General features: G+C 40.4%; 15 protein-coding genes. All 15 read left to right on the top strand.

Translation table 11 applies throughout. The annotated features are described in order from the left end of the window. Nucleotides 1-87: 87 nt before the first annotated feature. Entirely contained in the window at nt 88-1,251 is a 1,164-nt protein-coding gene (locus tag PCY12_RS00600; RefSeq protein WP_173214104.1) for a class I SAM-dependent rRNA methyltransferase, read from the top strand. Next, entirely contained in the window at nt 1,248-1,925 is a 678-nt protein-coding gene (aroD, locus tag PCY12_RS00595; protein ID WP_173214106.1) for a type I 3-dehydroquinate dehydratase, read from the top strand. Before PCY12_RS00600 ends, aroD begins: the two co-directional genes overlap by 4 nt. Continuing rightward, nucleotides 1,915-2,769: a shikimate dehydrogenase gene (locus tag PCY12_RS00590; RefSeq protein ID WP_173214108.1), complete on the top strand. Its 855-nt coding sequence runs from the start codon at nt 1,915-1,917 to the stop codon at nt 2,767-2,769. The genes aroD and PCY12_RS00590 overlap by 11 nt, the downstream gene beginning before the upstream one ends. An 18-nt stretch (nt 2,770-2,787) precedes the next feature. After that, complete coding sequence (gene aroB / locus PCY12_RS00585; RefSeq protein WP_173214110.1) at nt 2,788-3,855, top strand: 3-dehydroquinate synthase; 1,068 nt, start codon at nt 2,788-2,790, stop codon at nt 3,853-3,855. Between the two features lie 9 nt (nt 3,856-3,864). Next, complete coding sequence (gene aroC, locus PCY12_RS00580) at nt 3,865-5,031, top strand: chorismate synthase (RefSeq protein ID WP_301351091.1); 1,167 nt, start codon at nt 3,865-3,867, stop codon at nt 5,029-5,031. Between the two features lie 9 nt (nt 5,032-5,040). Continuing rightward, nucleotides 5,041-6,144, top strand: coding sequence for a prephenate dehydrogenase (locus PCY12_RS00575; protein WP_301351090.1), 1,104 nt, complete (start codon nt 5,041-5,043; stop codon nt 6,142-6,144). A 10-nt stretch (nt 6,145-6,154) separates the two neighbouring features. Then, nucleotides 6,155-6,493, top strand: a complete 339-nt coding sequence (locus PCY12_RS00570) for a YlbF/YmcA family competence regulator (protein WP_049512515.1) — start codon at nt 6,155-6,157, stop codon at nt 6,491-6,493. Nucleotides 6,494-6,584: 91 nt separating this feature from the next. Further along, nucleotides 6,585-7,868 carry a 3-phosphoshikimate 1-carboxyvinyltransferase gene (gene aroA, locus PCY12_RS00565; RefSeq protein ID WP_301351089.1) on the top strand — a complete coding sequence of 428 codons (1,284 nt, stop codon included), beginning with the start codon at nt 6,585-6,587 and terminating at the stop codon, nt 7,866-7,868. Beyond that, nucleotides 7,861-8,337, top strand: coding sequence for a shikimate kinase (locus PCY12_RS00560; protein ID WP_301351088.1), 477 nt, complete (start codon nt 7,861-7,863; stop codon nt 8,335-8,337). The genes aroA and PCY12_RS00560 overlap by 8 nt, the downstream gene beginning before the upstream one ends. Next, nucleotides 8,334-9,182, top strand: coding sequence for a prephenate dehydratase (pheA, locus tag PCY12_RS00555; RefSeq protein WP_301351087.1), 849 nt, complete (start codon nt 8,334-8,336; stop codon nt 9,180-9,182). Before PCY12_RS00560 ends, pheA begins: the two co-directional genes overlap by 4 nt. Then, nucleotides 9,179-10,453 (top strand): polyisoprenyl-teichoic acid--peptidoglycan teichoic acid transferase Psr, encoded by a 1,275-nt coding sequence (gene psr / locus PCY12_RS00550; protein WP_301351086.1) that lies wholly within the window; start codon nt 9,179-9,181, stop codon nt 10,451-10,453. Before pheA ends, psr begins: the two co-directional genes overlap by 4 nt. 125 nt (nt 10,454-10,578) lie before the next feature. Further along, nucleotides 10,579-11,424 carry a phosphorylcholine transferase LicD gene (locus PCY12_RS00545; RefSeq protein ID WP_301351085.1) on the top strand — a complete coding sequence of 282 codons (846 nt, stop codon included), beginning with the start codon at nt 10,579-10,581 and terminating at the stop codon, nt 11,422-11,424. Beyond that, nucleotides 11,421-12,389 carry a glycosyltransferase family 2 protein gene (locus PCY12_RS00540; RefSeq protein ID WP_301351084.1) on the top strand — a complete coding sequence of 323 codons (969 nt, stop codon included), beginning with the start codon at nt 11,421-11,423 and terminating at the stop codon, nt 12,387-12,389. The genes PCY12_RS00545 and PCY12_RS00540 overlap by 4 nt, the downstream gene beginning before the upstream one ends. 21 nt (nt 12,390-12,410) lie before the next feature. Continuing rightward, on the top strand, nt 12,411-14,570 hold the full coding sequence (locus PCY12_RS00535) for a LicD family protein (protein ID WP_301351083.1): 2,160 nt from the start codon (nt 12,411-12,413) through the stop codon (nt 14,568-14,570). A 58-nt stretch (nt 14,571-14,628) separates the two neighbouring features. Beyond that, complete coding sequence (locus tag PCY12_RS00530) at nt 14,629-15,441, top strand: LicD family protein (RefSeq protein ID WP_301351082.1); 813 nt, start codon at nt 14,629-14,631, stop codon at nt 15,439-15,441. Nucleotides 15,442-15,476: the final 35 nt, after the last annotated feature.

Here is a 15,476-nt window from a genome sequence, read left to right as displayed (position 1 = left end):
TAGTATACCATTTTTTAAAAGAAGAGTAAAAAAGCAAGGGTAGTTTCTTTTTTGAGAATTGTCTAAAAGTTTGATATAATGGTAGTTATGAATAGAATAAGAGTCAGCAAAAGGGTTGAAAAGAAGCTCGCTAAGGGGCTAGTTTTACTAGAAGCCAGTGATCTTGAGAATGTCAATCTTAAGGATCAGGAAGTAGAAGTGCAGAGTCAGGAAGGAACCTTTCTTGGAACTGCCTACCTTTCGCAGCAAAACAAGGGCTTGGGCTGGTTTGTTAGCAAGGACAAGGTGACCTTCAATCAAGCTTTCTTTGAAACACTGTTTAGACAAGCCAAAGAAAAGAGAAAAGCCTACTATCAAGATGATTTGACAACTGCCTTTCGTCTCTTCAACCAAGAGGGAGATGGCTTTGGCGGTCTGACAGTGGACCTTTATGGCGACTATGCTGTCTTTTCTTGGTATAACTCTTATGTTTATCAGATTCGCAAGGTTATCTCAGAAGCTTTTAGACAGGTTTTTCCTGAGGTGTTAGGGGTCTATGAGAAGATACGCTTTAAGGGTTTGGACTATGAATCAGCCCATGTTTATGGTCAAGAAGCACCTGACTTTTTCACTGTTCTGGAAAATGGAGTCCTGTATCAAGTCTTTATGAATGATGGCTTGATGACAGGAATTTTCCTAGACCAGCATGAAGTTCGAGGTAGCTTAGTTGACGGTTTGGCTATGGGCAAATCCTTGCTCAATATGTTTTCTTATACAGCAGCCTTTTCAGTAGCTGCGGCCATGGGAGGAGCAAGTCAGACAACTTCTGTGGACCTAGCCAAACGTTCACGAGAATTGTCTCAAGCGCATTTTCAGGCAAATGGACTTAGCACAGACAACCATCGTTTTATAGTCATGGATGTCTTTGAATATTTCAAGTATGCCAAGCGAAAAGGCTTGACCTACGATGTGATTGTCCTAGATCCGCCTAGCTTTGCTCGGAACAAAAAACAAACGTTCTCTGTGGCCAAGGATTATCACAAGTTGATTTCCCAGAGTCTTGAGATTTTAAATCCGGAAGGGATTATCATTGCCAGTACTAATGCTGCCAATGTTTCCCGCCAGAAATTTACAGAACAAATTGATAAAGGCTTTGCAGGAAGAAGTTACCAGATTTTAAATAAATACGGTCTTCCAGCAGACTTCGCCTATAATAAAAAAGATGAAAGTAGTAATTACCTCAAGGTGATTAGTATGAAGGTTAGTAAATGAAATTGATCGTTTCAGTAATGCCAAGAAGTTTAGAGGAGGCCCAGGCTCTGGACGCCACGAGGTACCTGGATGCCGACATCATTGAATGGCGTGCCGACTATCTGCCTAAGGAAGCAATTTTGCAGGTAGCTCCAGCTATTTTTGAAAAATTCGCAGGTCGTGAGTTGGTTTTCACGCTGCGAACTCGCTCTGAAGGGGGAGAAATCGAACTTTCTCCAGAAGAATATATCCATCTAATCAAGGAAGTGGCGCAACTCTATCAACCAGACTATATTGATTTTGAGTACTATAGCTACAAGGATGTTTTTGAGGAAATGTTGGACTTTCCAAATCTCATTTTGAGTTATCACAATTTCCAAGAAACACCTGAAAATATGATGGAAATCTTGTCAGAGTTGACGAGCCTAAATCCAAAACTTGTCAAGGTTGCGGTGATGGCTCACACGGAGCAGGATGTATTAGACTTGATGAACTATACACGAGGCTTTAAAACCCTCAATCCTGAACAGGAATATGTGACCATTTCTATGGGCAAGGTGGGCAAGGTTTCTCGTATCACTGCGGGTGTGACTGGTTCGAGTTGGTCTTTTGCCAGTCTGGATGAAGCCAGTGCCCCTGGTCAGATTTCCCTAGCTAACATGAAAAAAATCAGGGAGATTTTGAATGAAGCTTGATGGCTATACACGTTTAGCTGCAGTTGTTGCCAATCCTATTAAGCACTCTATTTCTCCCTTTATTCACAACAACGCCTTTGAGGCGACAGCTACCAATGGTGCTTATGTGGCTTGGGAGATTGAAGCGAGTGACTTGGCAGAAACAGTGGCCAATATTCGTCGCTACCAGATGTTTGGTATCAACCTGTCCATGCCCTATAAGGAGCAGGTGATTCCTTATTTGGATGAGCTGAGTGACGAAGCGCGCTTGATCGGTGCGGTTAATACGGTCGTCAATGAGAATGGCAATTTAATTGGATATAATACAGATGGCAAGGGATTTTTTAAGAGCTTGCCTTCTTTTACAATTACAGGTAAGAAGATGACCCTGCTGGGTGCAGGTGGTGCGGCCAAGTCCATTTTGGCACAAGCTATTTTGGACGGCGTCAGTCAGATTTCGGTCTTTGTTCGTTCAGTTTCTATGGAAAAAACAAGACCTTACCTAGACAAGTTACAGGAGCAGACAGGCTTTAAGGTGGACTTGTATGCTTTAGAAGATGTTTCTGTCTTGCAGGAAAGGATTGCTGAGTCGGATCTACTGGTTAATGCCACCAGTGTGGGCATGGATGGTCAATCATCCCCAGTTCCTGAAAGCATCAATTTGCCAGAAACTATCTTGGTGGCAGATATTATTTACCAACCCTTTGAAACGCCATTTTTAAAATGGGCCAGAAGTCAGGGTAATTCAGCCGTCAATGGTCTGGGGATGTTGCTCTATCAAGCTGCAGAAGCTTTTCAACTGTGGACAGGCAAGGAAATGCCGACAGAAGAGATTTGGCAGTCCTTAACAGAAAAATACCAATAAAGAAAGGGAGATTCTCCTATGAAAATCAGAATTGATATTCCTCATCATCCTTATGATATTCAGATTGAAAAAGGTTGTCTGGCTCAGGCTGGTCAATGGTTGCGAGAACTCTGGCAACCACAAAAGATAGTCATTGTGACAGATAACCATGTAGCTTCTCTTTATGCAGAGAAGGTCAAGCTCAGCCTAGAAGATGCTGGTTTTCAGGTAGCAGTTTTTGACTTTTTAGAAGGGGAAGAAAGAAAGAATTTAATCACTGTTCAGAAAGTCTATGAATTTTTAGTCAAGCAAGGACTGACTCGTAGCGATGGAATCGTGGCTCTTGGTGGCGGTGTTGTTGGTGACCTGGCTGGTTTTGTAGCCTCTACCTATATGCGGGGTATTCACTTTGTTCAGATTCCGACCAGTTTAACTGCCCAGGTGGATTCGTCTATCGGTGGAAAGACAGGCGTTAACACTCCATTTGCTAAGAATATGGTGGGTACCTTTGCCCAACCAGATGGGGTTCTGATTGATCCACTTGTTCTTGAAACGCTTGGAAAGAGAGAGTTGATTGAAGGGATGGGTGAAGTTATCAAGTATGGCTTGATTGAGGATCCAGAACTGTGGAAAATTTTGACGGAGCTAGATGGTTCTGTAGAGGGCATTCTGGAACATGCAGAGACTTTGATTGAACATTCTTGTCAGGTTAAGCGCAAGATGGTAGTTGAGGATGAGTTGGACAATGGTGTCCGCCTTTACCTCAATTTTGGCCATACTATTGGCCATGCCATTGAAGCGACTGCCGGTTATGGTAAAGTCATGCATGGAGAGGCTGTGGCTATGGGTATGGTTCAGATTTCCAAGGTGGCTGAGGAAAAAGGCCTTATGCCAGCTGGTATTACCCAGTCCATCACAGAAATGTGTCAGAAATTTGGCTTGCCTGTTGACTATAAGAGCTGGGATGTTGACAAGCTTTATCAGGCTTTAACTCATGATAAGAAGGCGCGTGGCAACACCTTGAAATTGGTCTTGGTGCCAGAGCTTGGTTCAGCGATCATTCACCCAGTTTCTCTGGAAGAGATGAAAGACTACTTGGTAAAATAAGGAGAGTGTATGAGATATTTAACTGCAGGAGAATCACACGGTCCCCGTCTGACAGCTATCATTGAAGGAATTCCAGCTGGACTACCTTTGACAGCTGAGGATATTAATGGAGACCTTAAACGTCGTCAGGGTGGCTACGGCCGCGGTGGTCGTATGAAGATTGAGAGCGACCAAGTTATCTTTACTTCGGGCGTTCGCCACGGGAAGACGACAGGGGCGCCTATTACTATGGATGTCATCAATAAGGACCACCAGAAATGGCTGGACATCATGTCTGCGGAGGACATTGAAGACCGTCTTAAAAGCAAACGAAAAATCACTCATCCACGTCCAGGTCATGCCGACTTGGTTGGGGGTATCAAGTACCGTTTTGATGATTTGCGAAATTCCTTGGAGCGTTCATCAGCTCGTGAAACTACCATGCGGGTGGCAGTTGGGGCAGTAGCCAAACGCCTCTTGGCTGAGCTGGATATGGAGATTGCCAACCATGTCGTAGTCTTTGGTGGCAAGGAAATCGATGTTCCTGAGAATCTGACAGTGGCTGAGATTAAGGAAAGAGCTGCCCAGTCTGAAGCTTCTATTGTCAACCAAGAAAGAGAACAGGAAATCAAGGATTATATTGACCAAATCAAACGTGACGGTGATACCATCGGTGGGGTTGTGGAGACAGTCGTTGGAGGTGTTCCAGTTGGTCTTGGTTCCTATGTCCAATGGGACAGAAAATTGGATGCGCGATTGGCCCAGGCAGTTGTCTCTATCAATGCCTTTAAAGGAGTAGAATTTGGTCTTGGCTTTGAAGCTGGTTACCGTAAAGGCAGCCAAGTCATGGATGAAATTCTCTGGTCTAAAGAAGACGGCTATACCCGTCGCACCAATAATTTAGGTGGCTTTGAAGGTGGTATGACCAATGGGCAACCGATTGTTGTTCGTGGAGTTATGAAGCCCATTCCTACTCTCTACAAACCACTTATGAGTGTGGATATCGAAACCCACGAACCTTACAAGGCAACCGTTGAGAGAAGTGACCCGACTGCTCTTCCAGCAGCAGGTGTAGTCATGGAAGCAGTTGTGGCAACGGTTCTGGTACAAGAAATCCTCGAAAAATTCTCATCAGATAATCTTGAGGAACTAAAAGAAGCGGTAGCCAAACACCGAGACTATACAAAGAACTATTAAGGAGTTCCTATGGCAAAAACAATCTATATCGCAGGTCTTGGTTTGATTGGAGCCTCTATGGCCCTTGGCATCAAACGCGATCATCCAGATTATGAAATTTTAGGTTATAATCGCAGTCAAGCTTCGAGAGATATTGCCTTGAAAGAAGGCATGATTGACCGTGCAACGGATGATTTTGCCAGTTTTGCTCCTCTGGCAGATATTATTATCCTCAGCTTGCCAATCAAGCAAACAATTGCTTTCATTAAGGAATTGGCCAACTTAGACTTAAAAGAGGGCGTCATTATTTCAGATGCTGGTTCGACCAAGTCAGCCATTGTGGATGCGGCGGAGCAGTATTTGGCTGGCAAACCTGTTCGCTTTGTCGGGGCCCATCCCATGGCTGGTAGTCACAAGACAGGGGCAGCTTCTGCGGATGTTAATCTCTTTGAAAATGCTTACTATATCTTCACTCCTTCGAGTCTGACAAGTCCTGATACGCTTGGGGAAATGAGGGATTTGCTTTCAGGACTTCATGCGCGCTTTATCGAGATTGATGCCAAGGAGCATGATCGCGTGACTTCTCAGATTAGCCATTTTCCACATATTCTGGCTTCCAGTCTCATGGATCAGACTGCGGTCTATGCTCAAGAGCATGAGATGGCAAGGCGTTTTGCGGCCGGTGGTTTTCGAGATATGACCCGAATTGCGGAAAGCGAACCAGGTATGTGGACCTCCATTCTCTTATCTAATCGTGAAACTATTTTGAATCGAATTGCGGATTTCAAGGAACGGTTGGAAGCGATTGGGCAAGCCATCAGCAAGGGAGATGAGGAGCAGATTTGGAACTTTTTCAATCAAGCACGTGAGCAACGTCAGGCTATGGAAATTCATAAGCGTGGTGGAGTAGATAGCTCTTATGACCTCTATATCGATGTTCCCGATGAAGAAGATGTCATCTTGCGGATTTTGGAACTGCTACGTGGAACTTCCTTGGTTAATATTCACATCAATGAGGAAAATCGTGAAGATATTCACGGGATTCTACAAATTTCATTTAAAAATGCTCAAGACTTGGAACGAGCTGAGCACCTCATAACAAAAAACACCGACTATACAGTCGTCATCAAATAAGGAGAAAATCATGTCAAATATTTACGATAGTGCAAATGAACTCAGTCGCGGTCTACGCGAATTACCAGAATACAAGGCTGTTAAAGCAGCTAAAGATGCGATTGCAGCAGATGCTGAGGCAAGCAAAATCTTTACAGAATATCTTGCTTTCCAAGAGGAAATTCAAAAACTGGCACAGACAGGTCAAATGCCAGACGCTTCCTTTCAAGCGAAGATGGAAGGCTTTGGCAAGCAGATTCAAGGGAATAGCCTCTTATCAGAATTCTTTACTAAGCAACAACAATTGGCCATTTACCTTTCTGACATTGAAAAAATTGTTTTCGAACCAGTTTCAGAATTGCTAAAATAAGAAAATAACTATCATAAAGTCAGGAATTTTTAAGGAATTTCTGGCTTTTTATGATAAAATAGGTAAAAGTATTGCAAGTATGAGGTCCCGTATGAAACTAAAAACAAACATTCGCCACTTACACGGCAGTATCCGAGTTCCAGGTGACAAGTCTATCAGTCACCGTTCCATTATCTTTGGAAGTTTGGCTGAGGGTGAGACCAAGGTTTATGATATTCTGCGAGGTGAAGACGTTCTTTCGACCATGCAGGTTTTTCGTGACCTTGGTGTAGAGATTGAGGACAAAGATGGGGTTATTACTATTCAAGGTGTCGGCATGGACGGCTTGAAAACTCCACAAAATGCCCTTGATATGGGAAATTCTGGTACCTCGATTCGCCTGATTTCAGGTGTTCTTGCCGGTGCAGACTTCGAAGTAGAAATGTTCGGAGACGATAGTCTTTCCAAACGTCCTATGGACCGTGTGACGATTCCTCTGAAAAAAATGGGCGTCAGTATTTCAGGGCAAACTGAACGAGACCTGCCTCCCCTTCACTTAAAAGGGACGAAAAACCTAAAACCTATTCATTATGAGTTACCAATTGCCTCTGCCCAAGTCAAGTCAGCCTTGATGTTTTCAGCCTTGCAGGCTCAGGGGAAGTCTGTTATTATCGAAAAAGAATGCACCCGTAATCATACTGAAGATATGTTGCAACAGTTTGGTGGCCATTTAAGTGTAGAGGGCAAGAAAATCACAGTCCAAGGACCGCAAAAATTGACAGGACAAAAGGTGGTTGTTCCAGGAGATATTTCCAGTGCAGCCTTTTGGTTAGTCGCAGGTTTGATTGTTCCAAATTCTCGTCTAGTGCTGCAGAATGTGGGGATCAACGAAACGCGTACCGGTATTATTGATGTCATTCGCGCCATGGGTGGAAAATTGGAAATAACTGAAATCGATCCAGTCGCTAAATCTGCTACCTTGACTGTTGAGTCTTCTAACTTGAAAGGAACAGAGATTGGCGGTGCTTTGATTCCACGATTGATTGATGAATTGCCCATTATTGCCCTGCTTGCGACCCAAGCTCAAGGTATAACAGTTATTAAGGATGCTGAGGAACTTAAGGTTAAGGAAACAGACCGCATTCAGGTTGTGGCAGACGCTTTAAATAGCATGGGTGCAGATATCACACCTACAGCAGATGGAATGATTATCAAAGGAAAATCAGCCCTTCACGGTGCTAGAGTCAATACTTTTGGAGACCATCGTATCGGCATGATGACGGCTATCGCGGCCCTCTTGGTTGCAGATGGAGAAGTGGCGCTTGACCGTGCTGAGGCTATCAATACCAGCTATCCTAGCTTTTTTGATGATTTGGAGAGCTTGATTCATGGCTAAGGTATTACTAGGATTTATGGGAGCTGGCAAATCGACTATTGCAAGAGGTTTAGACCCAGACTACCTTGATATGGATGCCCTGATTGAGAAACACCTAGGTATGTCCATTGCGGAATTTTTCGCTGAAAAGGGAGAAGTGGCCTTTCGACAGGTAGAGTCAGAAGTTCTAGCTGATTTACTACAAAGAGACCAAATTGTGTCAACTGGTGGGGGAGTGGTTATTTCTCAGCGAAATCGTGACTTACTCAAGACTAATACAGATAACATCTACCTGAAAGCAGATTTTGAAACCCTCTACCAACGTATCGCAGCTGATAAGGACAATCAGCGTCCGCTTTTTCTAAATAATAGCAAGGAAGAATTAGCAGCTATTTTCCAAGAAAGACAGGCTTGGTATGAGGAAGTGTCTAGTCGGGTTTTGGATGTGACCAAGCTAAGCCCAGAGGAAATTATAGAGGAACTGAGATGAAAATTGCTTATCTAGGTCCCAAGGGATCATTTTCACACCACGTTGTGCAGACAGCTTTTCCTCATGAGGAATTGCAGGCCTTTGCCAATATTACAGATGTCATCAAGGCCTATGAGCAAGGCTTGGTGGACTATTCTGTGGTGCCAGTTGAAAATTCTATTGAGGGTAGTGTTCATGAAACCTTGGACTACCTTTTTCATCAGGCTCGCATTCAAGCAGTTGCAGAAATTGTTCAGCCCATTCATCAGCAGTTGATGGTGGTTCCGGGTCACACTAAGATTGAAAAGATTTTTTCTCATCCACAGGCCTTGGCTCAAGGAAAGAAATTTATCGATGAACAGTATCCAGAGGCTCAAATTGAGGTGACTGCTAGTACAGCTTATGCGGCCCGCTTTATTTCCGAACATCCAGACCAGCCCTTTGCGGCCATTGCTCCTAGAAGTTCTGCTGAGGAATATGGTTTAGAACTGATTGCTGAGGATATTCAGGAAATGGAAGCCAATTTCACACGTTTTTGGGTTTTAGGAGCTAAAAAGCCTAGTATTCCCTTGCAAGCACAAACTGAGAAAATGACTTTGGCCTTGACCTTACCTGACAACCTTCCAGGTGCACTTTATAAGGCACTGTCGACCTTTGCTTGGCGAGGAATTGACTTAACAAAAATTGAAAGTCGTCCACTCAAGACAGCGCTAGGCGAATACTTTTTCATTATCGATGTGGACTATGCTGATAAGGGCCTGGTCCACTTTGCCCAAAAAGAATTAGAAGCCATCGGAATCCAGTATAAGGTTCTGGGTGCCTATCCTATTTATCCAATATCAGACCATGGAAAGGAGAGAAGATGAGTAAAGAAAATCCTCTCAGTCATCATGAAAAATTACGTTATGATTATTTGCTAAAAAATATTCACTATCTCAATGAGAGAGAAAAAAATGAGTTTGCCTATTTGCAAGAAAAGCTAACTCTTGCTAGGGTAAATAGTAGTTCCAGCTTGGAACAAGAAAGAGAAGAGCAGGTTGACTTACCAAGCTATGCGAACCGGAGTCGCTCACAATCCAAATCACAAGCACACTCTGCTCCTCCCAAAAAGAAAAGACGGAAGCTCCGTCTTAAACGCATTTTTATGGTGATTTTCTCTCTTCTAGTCTGTGTGGCTTTAGCCATGGTATTCATGTTTTTACGTGGTTATCAAGATGCTAGTGCAAAGAAAACTGCTGATGCTAAGGCAGCACAGGTTCAAGTCTTTAATGGTCAGGACACTAGAGACGGGGTTAATATTTTGATCATGGGGACGGATGGTCGAATCGGCCAAAACAGTGCTGAGACGCGGACGGACTCTATTATGGTATTAAATGTTGGCGGCTCAGATAAGAAAATGAAGCTAGTCAGTTTCATGCGTGACAATTTGGTTTATATAGACGGTTACAGTCAAGTGATTAACGGTAGAAAACAGACGGATAACAAGTTAAACGTAGCCTACGAGTTAGGAGAACAAGAGGGGCAAAAAGGGGCAGAAATGGTTCGCCAAGTCTTGAAAGATAATTTTGACTTGGACATTAAGTACTATGCCTTGGTCGATTTTCAGGCCTTTGCTACAGCGATTGACACACTTTTCCCTGATGGGGTGACAATTGATGCTCAATTTTCAACATTGAATGGGCGTCCACTAACAGAAGCTACAGTCGGAGATGATTTACACGCTACTGAGACTGAGTCTCCAACCCAAACCATCAAAGTCGGAAAACAGCAGATGAATGGCTCGACCCTGCTCAATTATGCTCGTTTCCGTGATGACGATGAGGCGGATTACGGCCGTACAAAAAGACAGCAACAAGTTTTAACAGCAATTTTAGAGCAAATTAAAGATCCTACTAAACTTTTCACTGGTTCTGAAGCTCTTGGAAAGGTTTTTGCTATGACCTCAACCAATGCACCCTATACTTTCCTCCTAACAAACGGTTTATCTGTTTTGGATGGAGCAAAAAATGGTATTGAAAAGCTGACGATTCCAGAACTTGGTGACTGGGTAGATGCCTATGATGTTTATGGAGGCTTGGGTTTGCTGGTCGATCAAAACAAATATCAGAATAAATTGTCTCAGATGGGTTTGAGATAAGATAAGACAGAAAAATCAAAGCTTGAAGGCTATTTATCTAGCAGTCAGGCTTTGATTTTTTACAGTCTGCAATAGATTTTCACCCCCTATTTGTGGTATAATGAAACGATACGATAGAAAGAATAATGAATAATATGACTGATTTAAAAGCAATTCAGGCTCGTAGTCTGGAGATGGCTGAATATTTTGTGGGCTTTTGTAAAGAACATGATTTGCTTTGTTATCTCTGTGGGGGAGGTGCTATTGGTGCCCTTCGAAACAAGGGTTTTATTCCTTGGGATGACGACCTAGACTTTTTTATGCCTCGTAAAGATTATGAGAAATTAGCAGAATTATGGCCTCGTTATGCAGATGAACGTTATTTCTTGTCAAAGAGTAACAAGGATTTTGTAGACCGCAATCTTTTTATTACCATTCGTGACAAGGAAACCACCTGTATCAAACCTTACCAGCAGGATTTGAATTTACCACATGGTCTGGCCTTGGATGTGTTGCCTCTGGATTATTATCCTACAAATCCAGCTGAGCGGAAGAAACAGGTTCGCTGGGCCTTGATTTATTCACTCTTTTGTGCCCAAACTATTCCAGAAAAGCATGGTGCACTTATGAAATGGGGGAGTCGTATTTTACTGGGTGTGACTCCAAAATCTCTCCGTTATCGCATTTGGAAAAAAGCTGAGAAAGAAATGACTAAGTATGATTTTGCTGAGAGCGATGGCATCACAGAATTATGCTCAGGTCCTGGCTATATGAGAAACAAGTACCCAATCGCATCCTTTGAAGACAATCTTTTCCTACCATTTGAAGGGACAGAGCTGCCTATTCCAGTTGGCTATGATGCCTATCTCAGCACTGCTTTTGGCGATTATATGACGCCACCATCAGCAGACAAGCAAGTACCGCATCATGATGCTGTCATCGCTGATATGGATAAGTCTTATACAGAATACAAGGGAGAATATGGAGCATGATGGGTGAAAAAATTAGCGTTATCGTTCCAGTCTACAATGTAGAGGCCTACCTGGAGCGATGTGTGGAGTCAATTCTTCATCAGACTTATACTAATTTTGAACTAATCCTAATAAATGATGGATCTACTGATTCCAGTGGAAAAATCTGTGATCATTTAGCATATCAGTATGAAAATATCAAGGTTTACCATATCGAAAATGCTGGTGTTTCTAATGCCAGAAATGTTGGAATTCAGCTAGCGACAGGTGCTTGGATCACCTTTATTGATAGCGATGATTTCGTTACCCAGGATTACCTAGCTACTTTAGCTAGTGCAGTTGAGGGAGAACATGTAGGTTTTGTGATTGCTCCTCTACACCATATCAAAAATGGAATAGAGACAGATTTCCCCCCGTATTCTGGTAGAAAAGAACTTTGGTCAACAGAAAAAACCATGAAAGAATTACTGATGACCACTAAGACATCATTCTTTCCAGTCGCAAAACTATTTAAGAGAGACCTGCTGGTAGATGAGAAATTTAATACAGACTACCATCTAGCTGAAGATGCCTTATTTTTAACTGAATTGCTACTAAAGACAAGATGCAGTAGCGTATTTATTGACAAACCAATTTATTATTATGATCATCGTGAGGGAAGTGCAACAACATCTGTTAATTGGTATGTATTTGATACGATAGAAGTTTATAAGAACATTATTGCTCAAGTATCACAAGCATTTCCTAATTTAAAATATGAATTAAAAAATAGAGAATGTTGGTCATATATCACAGTCTACGATAAAATCATATTTACTTCATCTGAGCAGTATCAAAAGGAGAAAGTCGAACTAAGGACTTGGATTATTCAGCATCGACACGAAATATGGAAGGATACTTATTTCACCACATTTCGTAAGATCGCTGTCCTGTCACTTGTCTTTTCTCCATGGATATATAAAAAAATTGTTGGATTAAGAAACTAATATTATGAGAAGGAGTTGAAAATGAATTTTCCAATAATGAATGAATACTTTGAAAAATCAAAGCTATGGGTTTCATATCTGTTTGTTTTTATTTCGATTTTAAGTATGAGTTCACTAGTTTATAAGATAGCCAATCCTCTTTATAAGGGATTATCAGCAATTGTATTGTTTTATATTTGCTATACGTTATTGTTTAAGTGGAAAAAAATCACAGTAGATCGTAAATTTCTATCCTTATTTGGTCTATTAGCAGGAAGTCATCTGTTATCGGCTATTTTCAATCGCTCTGGACATTTGATTGGAAATGTGATCGAGATTCTCTTTATGGTAACCTATATTTTATTATTTACCATGTTAGAATCAGGTCAATTAAAGAAATTATTTGATTGGATTTCTTACACTATTCAAATTATTTCTTTTTCTTCTGCTATTTTTGCATTTACATTATTAGTAAGTAAAGTACTTATCCTATTTAAAATTGGACAGCAATCTTATTACTATGGTGTTATGAATGGGCGTTTGTGGGGAATTGTCAATCCCAATGCTAGTGCAATTTTTTCATATATTAGCATTGTTTTGGCTATGTATTTGATTCATAAAGGAAGTAAATATTCTGTCTATCTTAAACTGAATAATGTGATTCAATTAGTTTACTTCGCAACCATGCAAAGTAGGGGTGCTTTATTATCTTTAGTGTTAATGATTGGGTTTTATAGTTTCTTTATTAACAGGGGCAAGTTAGCTAAGCGATTTCTTACTTTTATTGTTACTGCTTTACTTGTTTCTACTGCTAACATCGGATTGAGTTATGCAACTTCTATTTACATATCTTCGGGGAAAGCGACTGTATTAGACTTAAATAAAGGACAATCTTATTCAGAAACGGATTCTTCAGTTATAAAACAAACAGGTGAACTTCATCTAATAGAAACAACACCTAGTGGTAGAACTTATATTTGGAAAAATGCTATAAAAATGGGAAGTGCGAAACCAATTTTTGGTTATGGGGTACGGAATGTTCCAGATTATTACACAAAATATTTCAGTAAATTCGAAATTCAAAATTCTCTTATTGGTGGAAATTTCCATAACATTTTGGTAACGATATTTGTTAGTTCTGGAATTTTAGGTTTAGTATCCTTTCTGCTTCTACTAGGATATATAATTAAGCGCTTTTTGACTTATTTGATTGTTTCTAAAAAGAATTCTGAAAAGTTGATTATGATTCTTTTCTTTGGCATCTTGTTCGGTCAATTATTTGAAAGTCAGATTATGTATTCAACTAACTTTATCAATATTATCTTTTGGTTGATTATTGGTTATGGATTAGTTGTTTGCAAACGTGATGAAGGTATTCGTTATCAGGAAGTAACTGATATTAGAGAGATTCAACAGATGGAACTAGGAATCATGGAATACATTCATGAAACTTGTCAGAAAATTGGTGTCAAATATTTCCTAGCTTATGGCAGTCTTATCGGTGCTGTTCGTCATAAAGGTTTTATTCCTTGGGATGATGACATGGATATCTGTATGTTGCGTGAAGACTATGAGAAGTTGCAAGACTACCTTATTGCTAACCCTGACGAACGTTACGAAGTGATGTCTTATAAAAATAATCTCAACTATGTCTATCCCTTTATGAAAGTTCAGGATAATCAAACTTATTTATTAGAAGAAGATGTTCGAATTGATTCCAATATGGGGATTTATGTAGATATTTTCCCTGTAGATGGATATGAGGATGACTCGGTTTTTAAAGCTAAAATGACGAGACTTATAAAAAAACGTCAATTAAGCTGTTATACATTTAAAGGGATTACCAATACTAAAAGTCTATTAAATTCTTTAATTCGCTATATATCAGTCATTATCTTCTATTTCACAAATACGAATAAGTATATTAGAGGCATTGATGAGCTTGCTCAATCTAGAAAAGTAGATGATTACGAGTTGGTTGACTATCTTATTTATAAAGATATGCATAAACCAGTCTGGAAGCGAGAGTGGTTGAAACAAACTATTACGGGTGTATTCGAAGGTAAGGAATTTATGATTCCAAAAAACTATCATGAAATTCTGACCTCAGACTACGGAGACTACATGCAACTACCACCAGTTGAGCTAAGGTTCTCTCATCATGATTTTCAATTGTGGAAAATTATTAAGGTATCTCAGTGATGTTATTGAAATGAAGAAGCCATTAACTCGATGTAAAAAGATTAGGAGTGAATAATAGATGTCAGAGAAAATTTTGACTCTTGAAGAAATTAAACAAATTGAATTAGATATTTTAAACTATTTGCATGAACTGTGTGAGGAGCATGAAATCAAGTATTTTATTGATTTTGGGACCTTACTAGGAGCTGTACGCCATAAAGGTTTTATTCCTTGGGATGATGATACCGATATTTCTTTGGCTCGAGATGAATTTGAAAAGCTCTATGAGATATTAAAGAATGAAAAACATCCCTATTATAGATTAATTTCATATAGAGAAACAAAAGGCTACCCTTATACATATATGAGAGTTTATGATGTGAGGACAAGAAGAGATGCTAATCTTTTAGATAAGTCGGTTGTTCTAGGTACTTGTGTTGATATTTTCCCATACGATGGGGTTGTTACAGATGAACGTGATAGAAAAAAGATGAGGCTTTATAAACAATTTATTCGACTTTCGTCTCTGAATTTTAAAGGAGTCAAAATAGATAATGGAGGTGTCAAAAATTTACCACGTTATTTTGCATCTACAATTTTCAGATTGACTTCTCCACAGAAATGGAATGAAAAATTGGAGAGGTTAGCTTTGCAATATGATGTTGAGCAGGCTACAGATCTTGCATGTACTACCTATGACTCTTACTATCCAAGTGGAATTAAGAAAGAGTGGTTATACGATACAATTGAAATGTCATATGAGAATATTCTTGTGAAGGTTCCTAGAAAATTCCATGAGATTTTGGTTTACGAGTTTGGTGAAGACTATATGACTCCTCCACCTATTGAAAATCAAAATCCAGGAACTGATAAAAATTACTGGATTGATTAATTTATGAGCAAGTTGCTTTGATTTGATAATTCGAT

The sequence above is a fragment of the Streptococcus sp. SPS1 genome (genome assembly GCF_030439915.1).
Taxonomy (GTDB): domain Bacteria; phylum Bacillota; class Bacilli; order Lactobacillales; family Streptococcaceae; genus Streptococcus.
Note: the sequence above shows the minus strand (reverse complement) of the source record. Positions and strands in the feature narration are given on the sequence as shown.

What these genes read in the sequence shown, in the direction of transcription:
- PCY12_RS00600 (WP_173214104.1), top strand. Translation starts at nt 88, where the DNA reads ATGAATAGAATAAGAGTCAGCAAAAGGGTTGAAAAGAAGCTCGCTAAG.
- aroD (WP_173214106.1), top strand. Translation starts at nt 1,248, where the DNA reads ATGAAATTGATCGTTTCAGTAATGCCAAGAAGTTTAGAGGAGGCCCAG.
- PCY12_RS00590 (WP_173214108.1), top strand. Translation starts at nt 1,915, where the DNA reads ATGAAGCTTGATGGCTATACACGTTTAGCTGCAGTTGTTGCCAATCCT.
- aroB (WP_173214110.1), top strand. Translation starts at nt 2,788, where the DNA reads ATGAAAATCAGAATTGATATTCCTCATCATCCTTATGATATTCAGATT.
- aroC (WP_301351091.1), top strand. Translation starts at nt 3,865, where the DNA reads ATGAGATATTTAACTGCAGGAGAATCACACGGTCCCCGTCTGACAGCT.
- PCY12_RS00575 (WP_301351090.1), top strand. Translation starts at nt 5,041, where the DNA reads ATGGCAAAAACAATCTATATCGCAGGTCTTGGTTTGATTGGAGCCTCT.
- PCY12_RS00570 (WP_049512515.1), top strand. Translation starts at nt 6,155, where the DNA reads ATGTCAAATATTTACGATAGTGCAAATGAACTCAGTCGCGGTCTACGC.
- aroA (WP_301351089.1), top strand. Translation starts at nt 6,585, where the DNA reads ATGAAACTAAAAACAAACATTCGCCACTTACACGGCAGTATCCGAGTT.
- PCY12_RS00560 (WP_301351088.1), top strand. Translation starts at nt 7,861, where the DNA reads ATGGCTAAGGTATTACTAGGATTTATGGGAGCTGGCAAATCGACTATT.
- pheA (WP_301351087.1), top strand. Translation starts at nt 8,334, where the DNA reads ATGAAAATTGCTTATCTAGGTCCCAAGGGATCATTTTCACACCACGTT.
- psr (WP_301351086.1), top strand. Translation starts at nt 9,179, where the DNA reads ATGAGTAAAGAAAATCCTCTCAGTCATCATGAAAAATTACGTTATGAT.
- PCY12_RS00545 (WP_301351085.1), top strand. Translation starts at nt 10,579, where the DNA reads ATGAATAATATGACTGATTTAAAAGCAATTCAGGCTCGTAGTCTGGAG.
- PCY12_RS00540 (WP_301351084.1), top strand. Translation starts at nt 11,421, where the DNA reads ATGATGGGTGAAAAAATTAGCGTTATCGTTCCAGTCTACAATGTAGAG.
- PCY12_RS00535 (WP_301351083.1), top strand. Translation starts at nt 12,411, where the DNA reads ATGAATTTTCCAATAATGAATGAATACTTTGAAAAATCAAAGCTATGG.
- PCY12_RS00530 (WP_301351082.1), top strand. Translation starts at nt 14,629, where the DNA reads ATGTCAGAGAAAATTTTGACTCTTGAAGAAATTAAACAAATTGAATTA.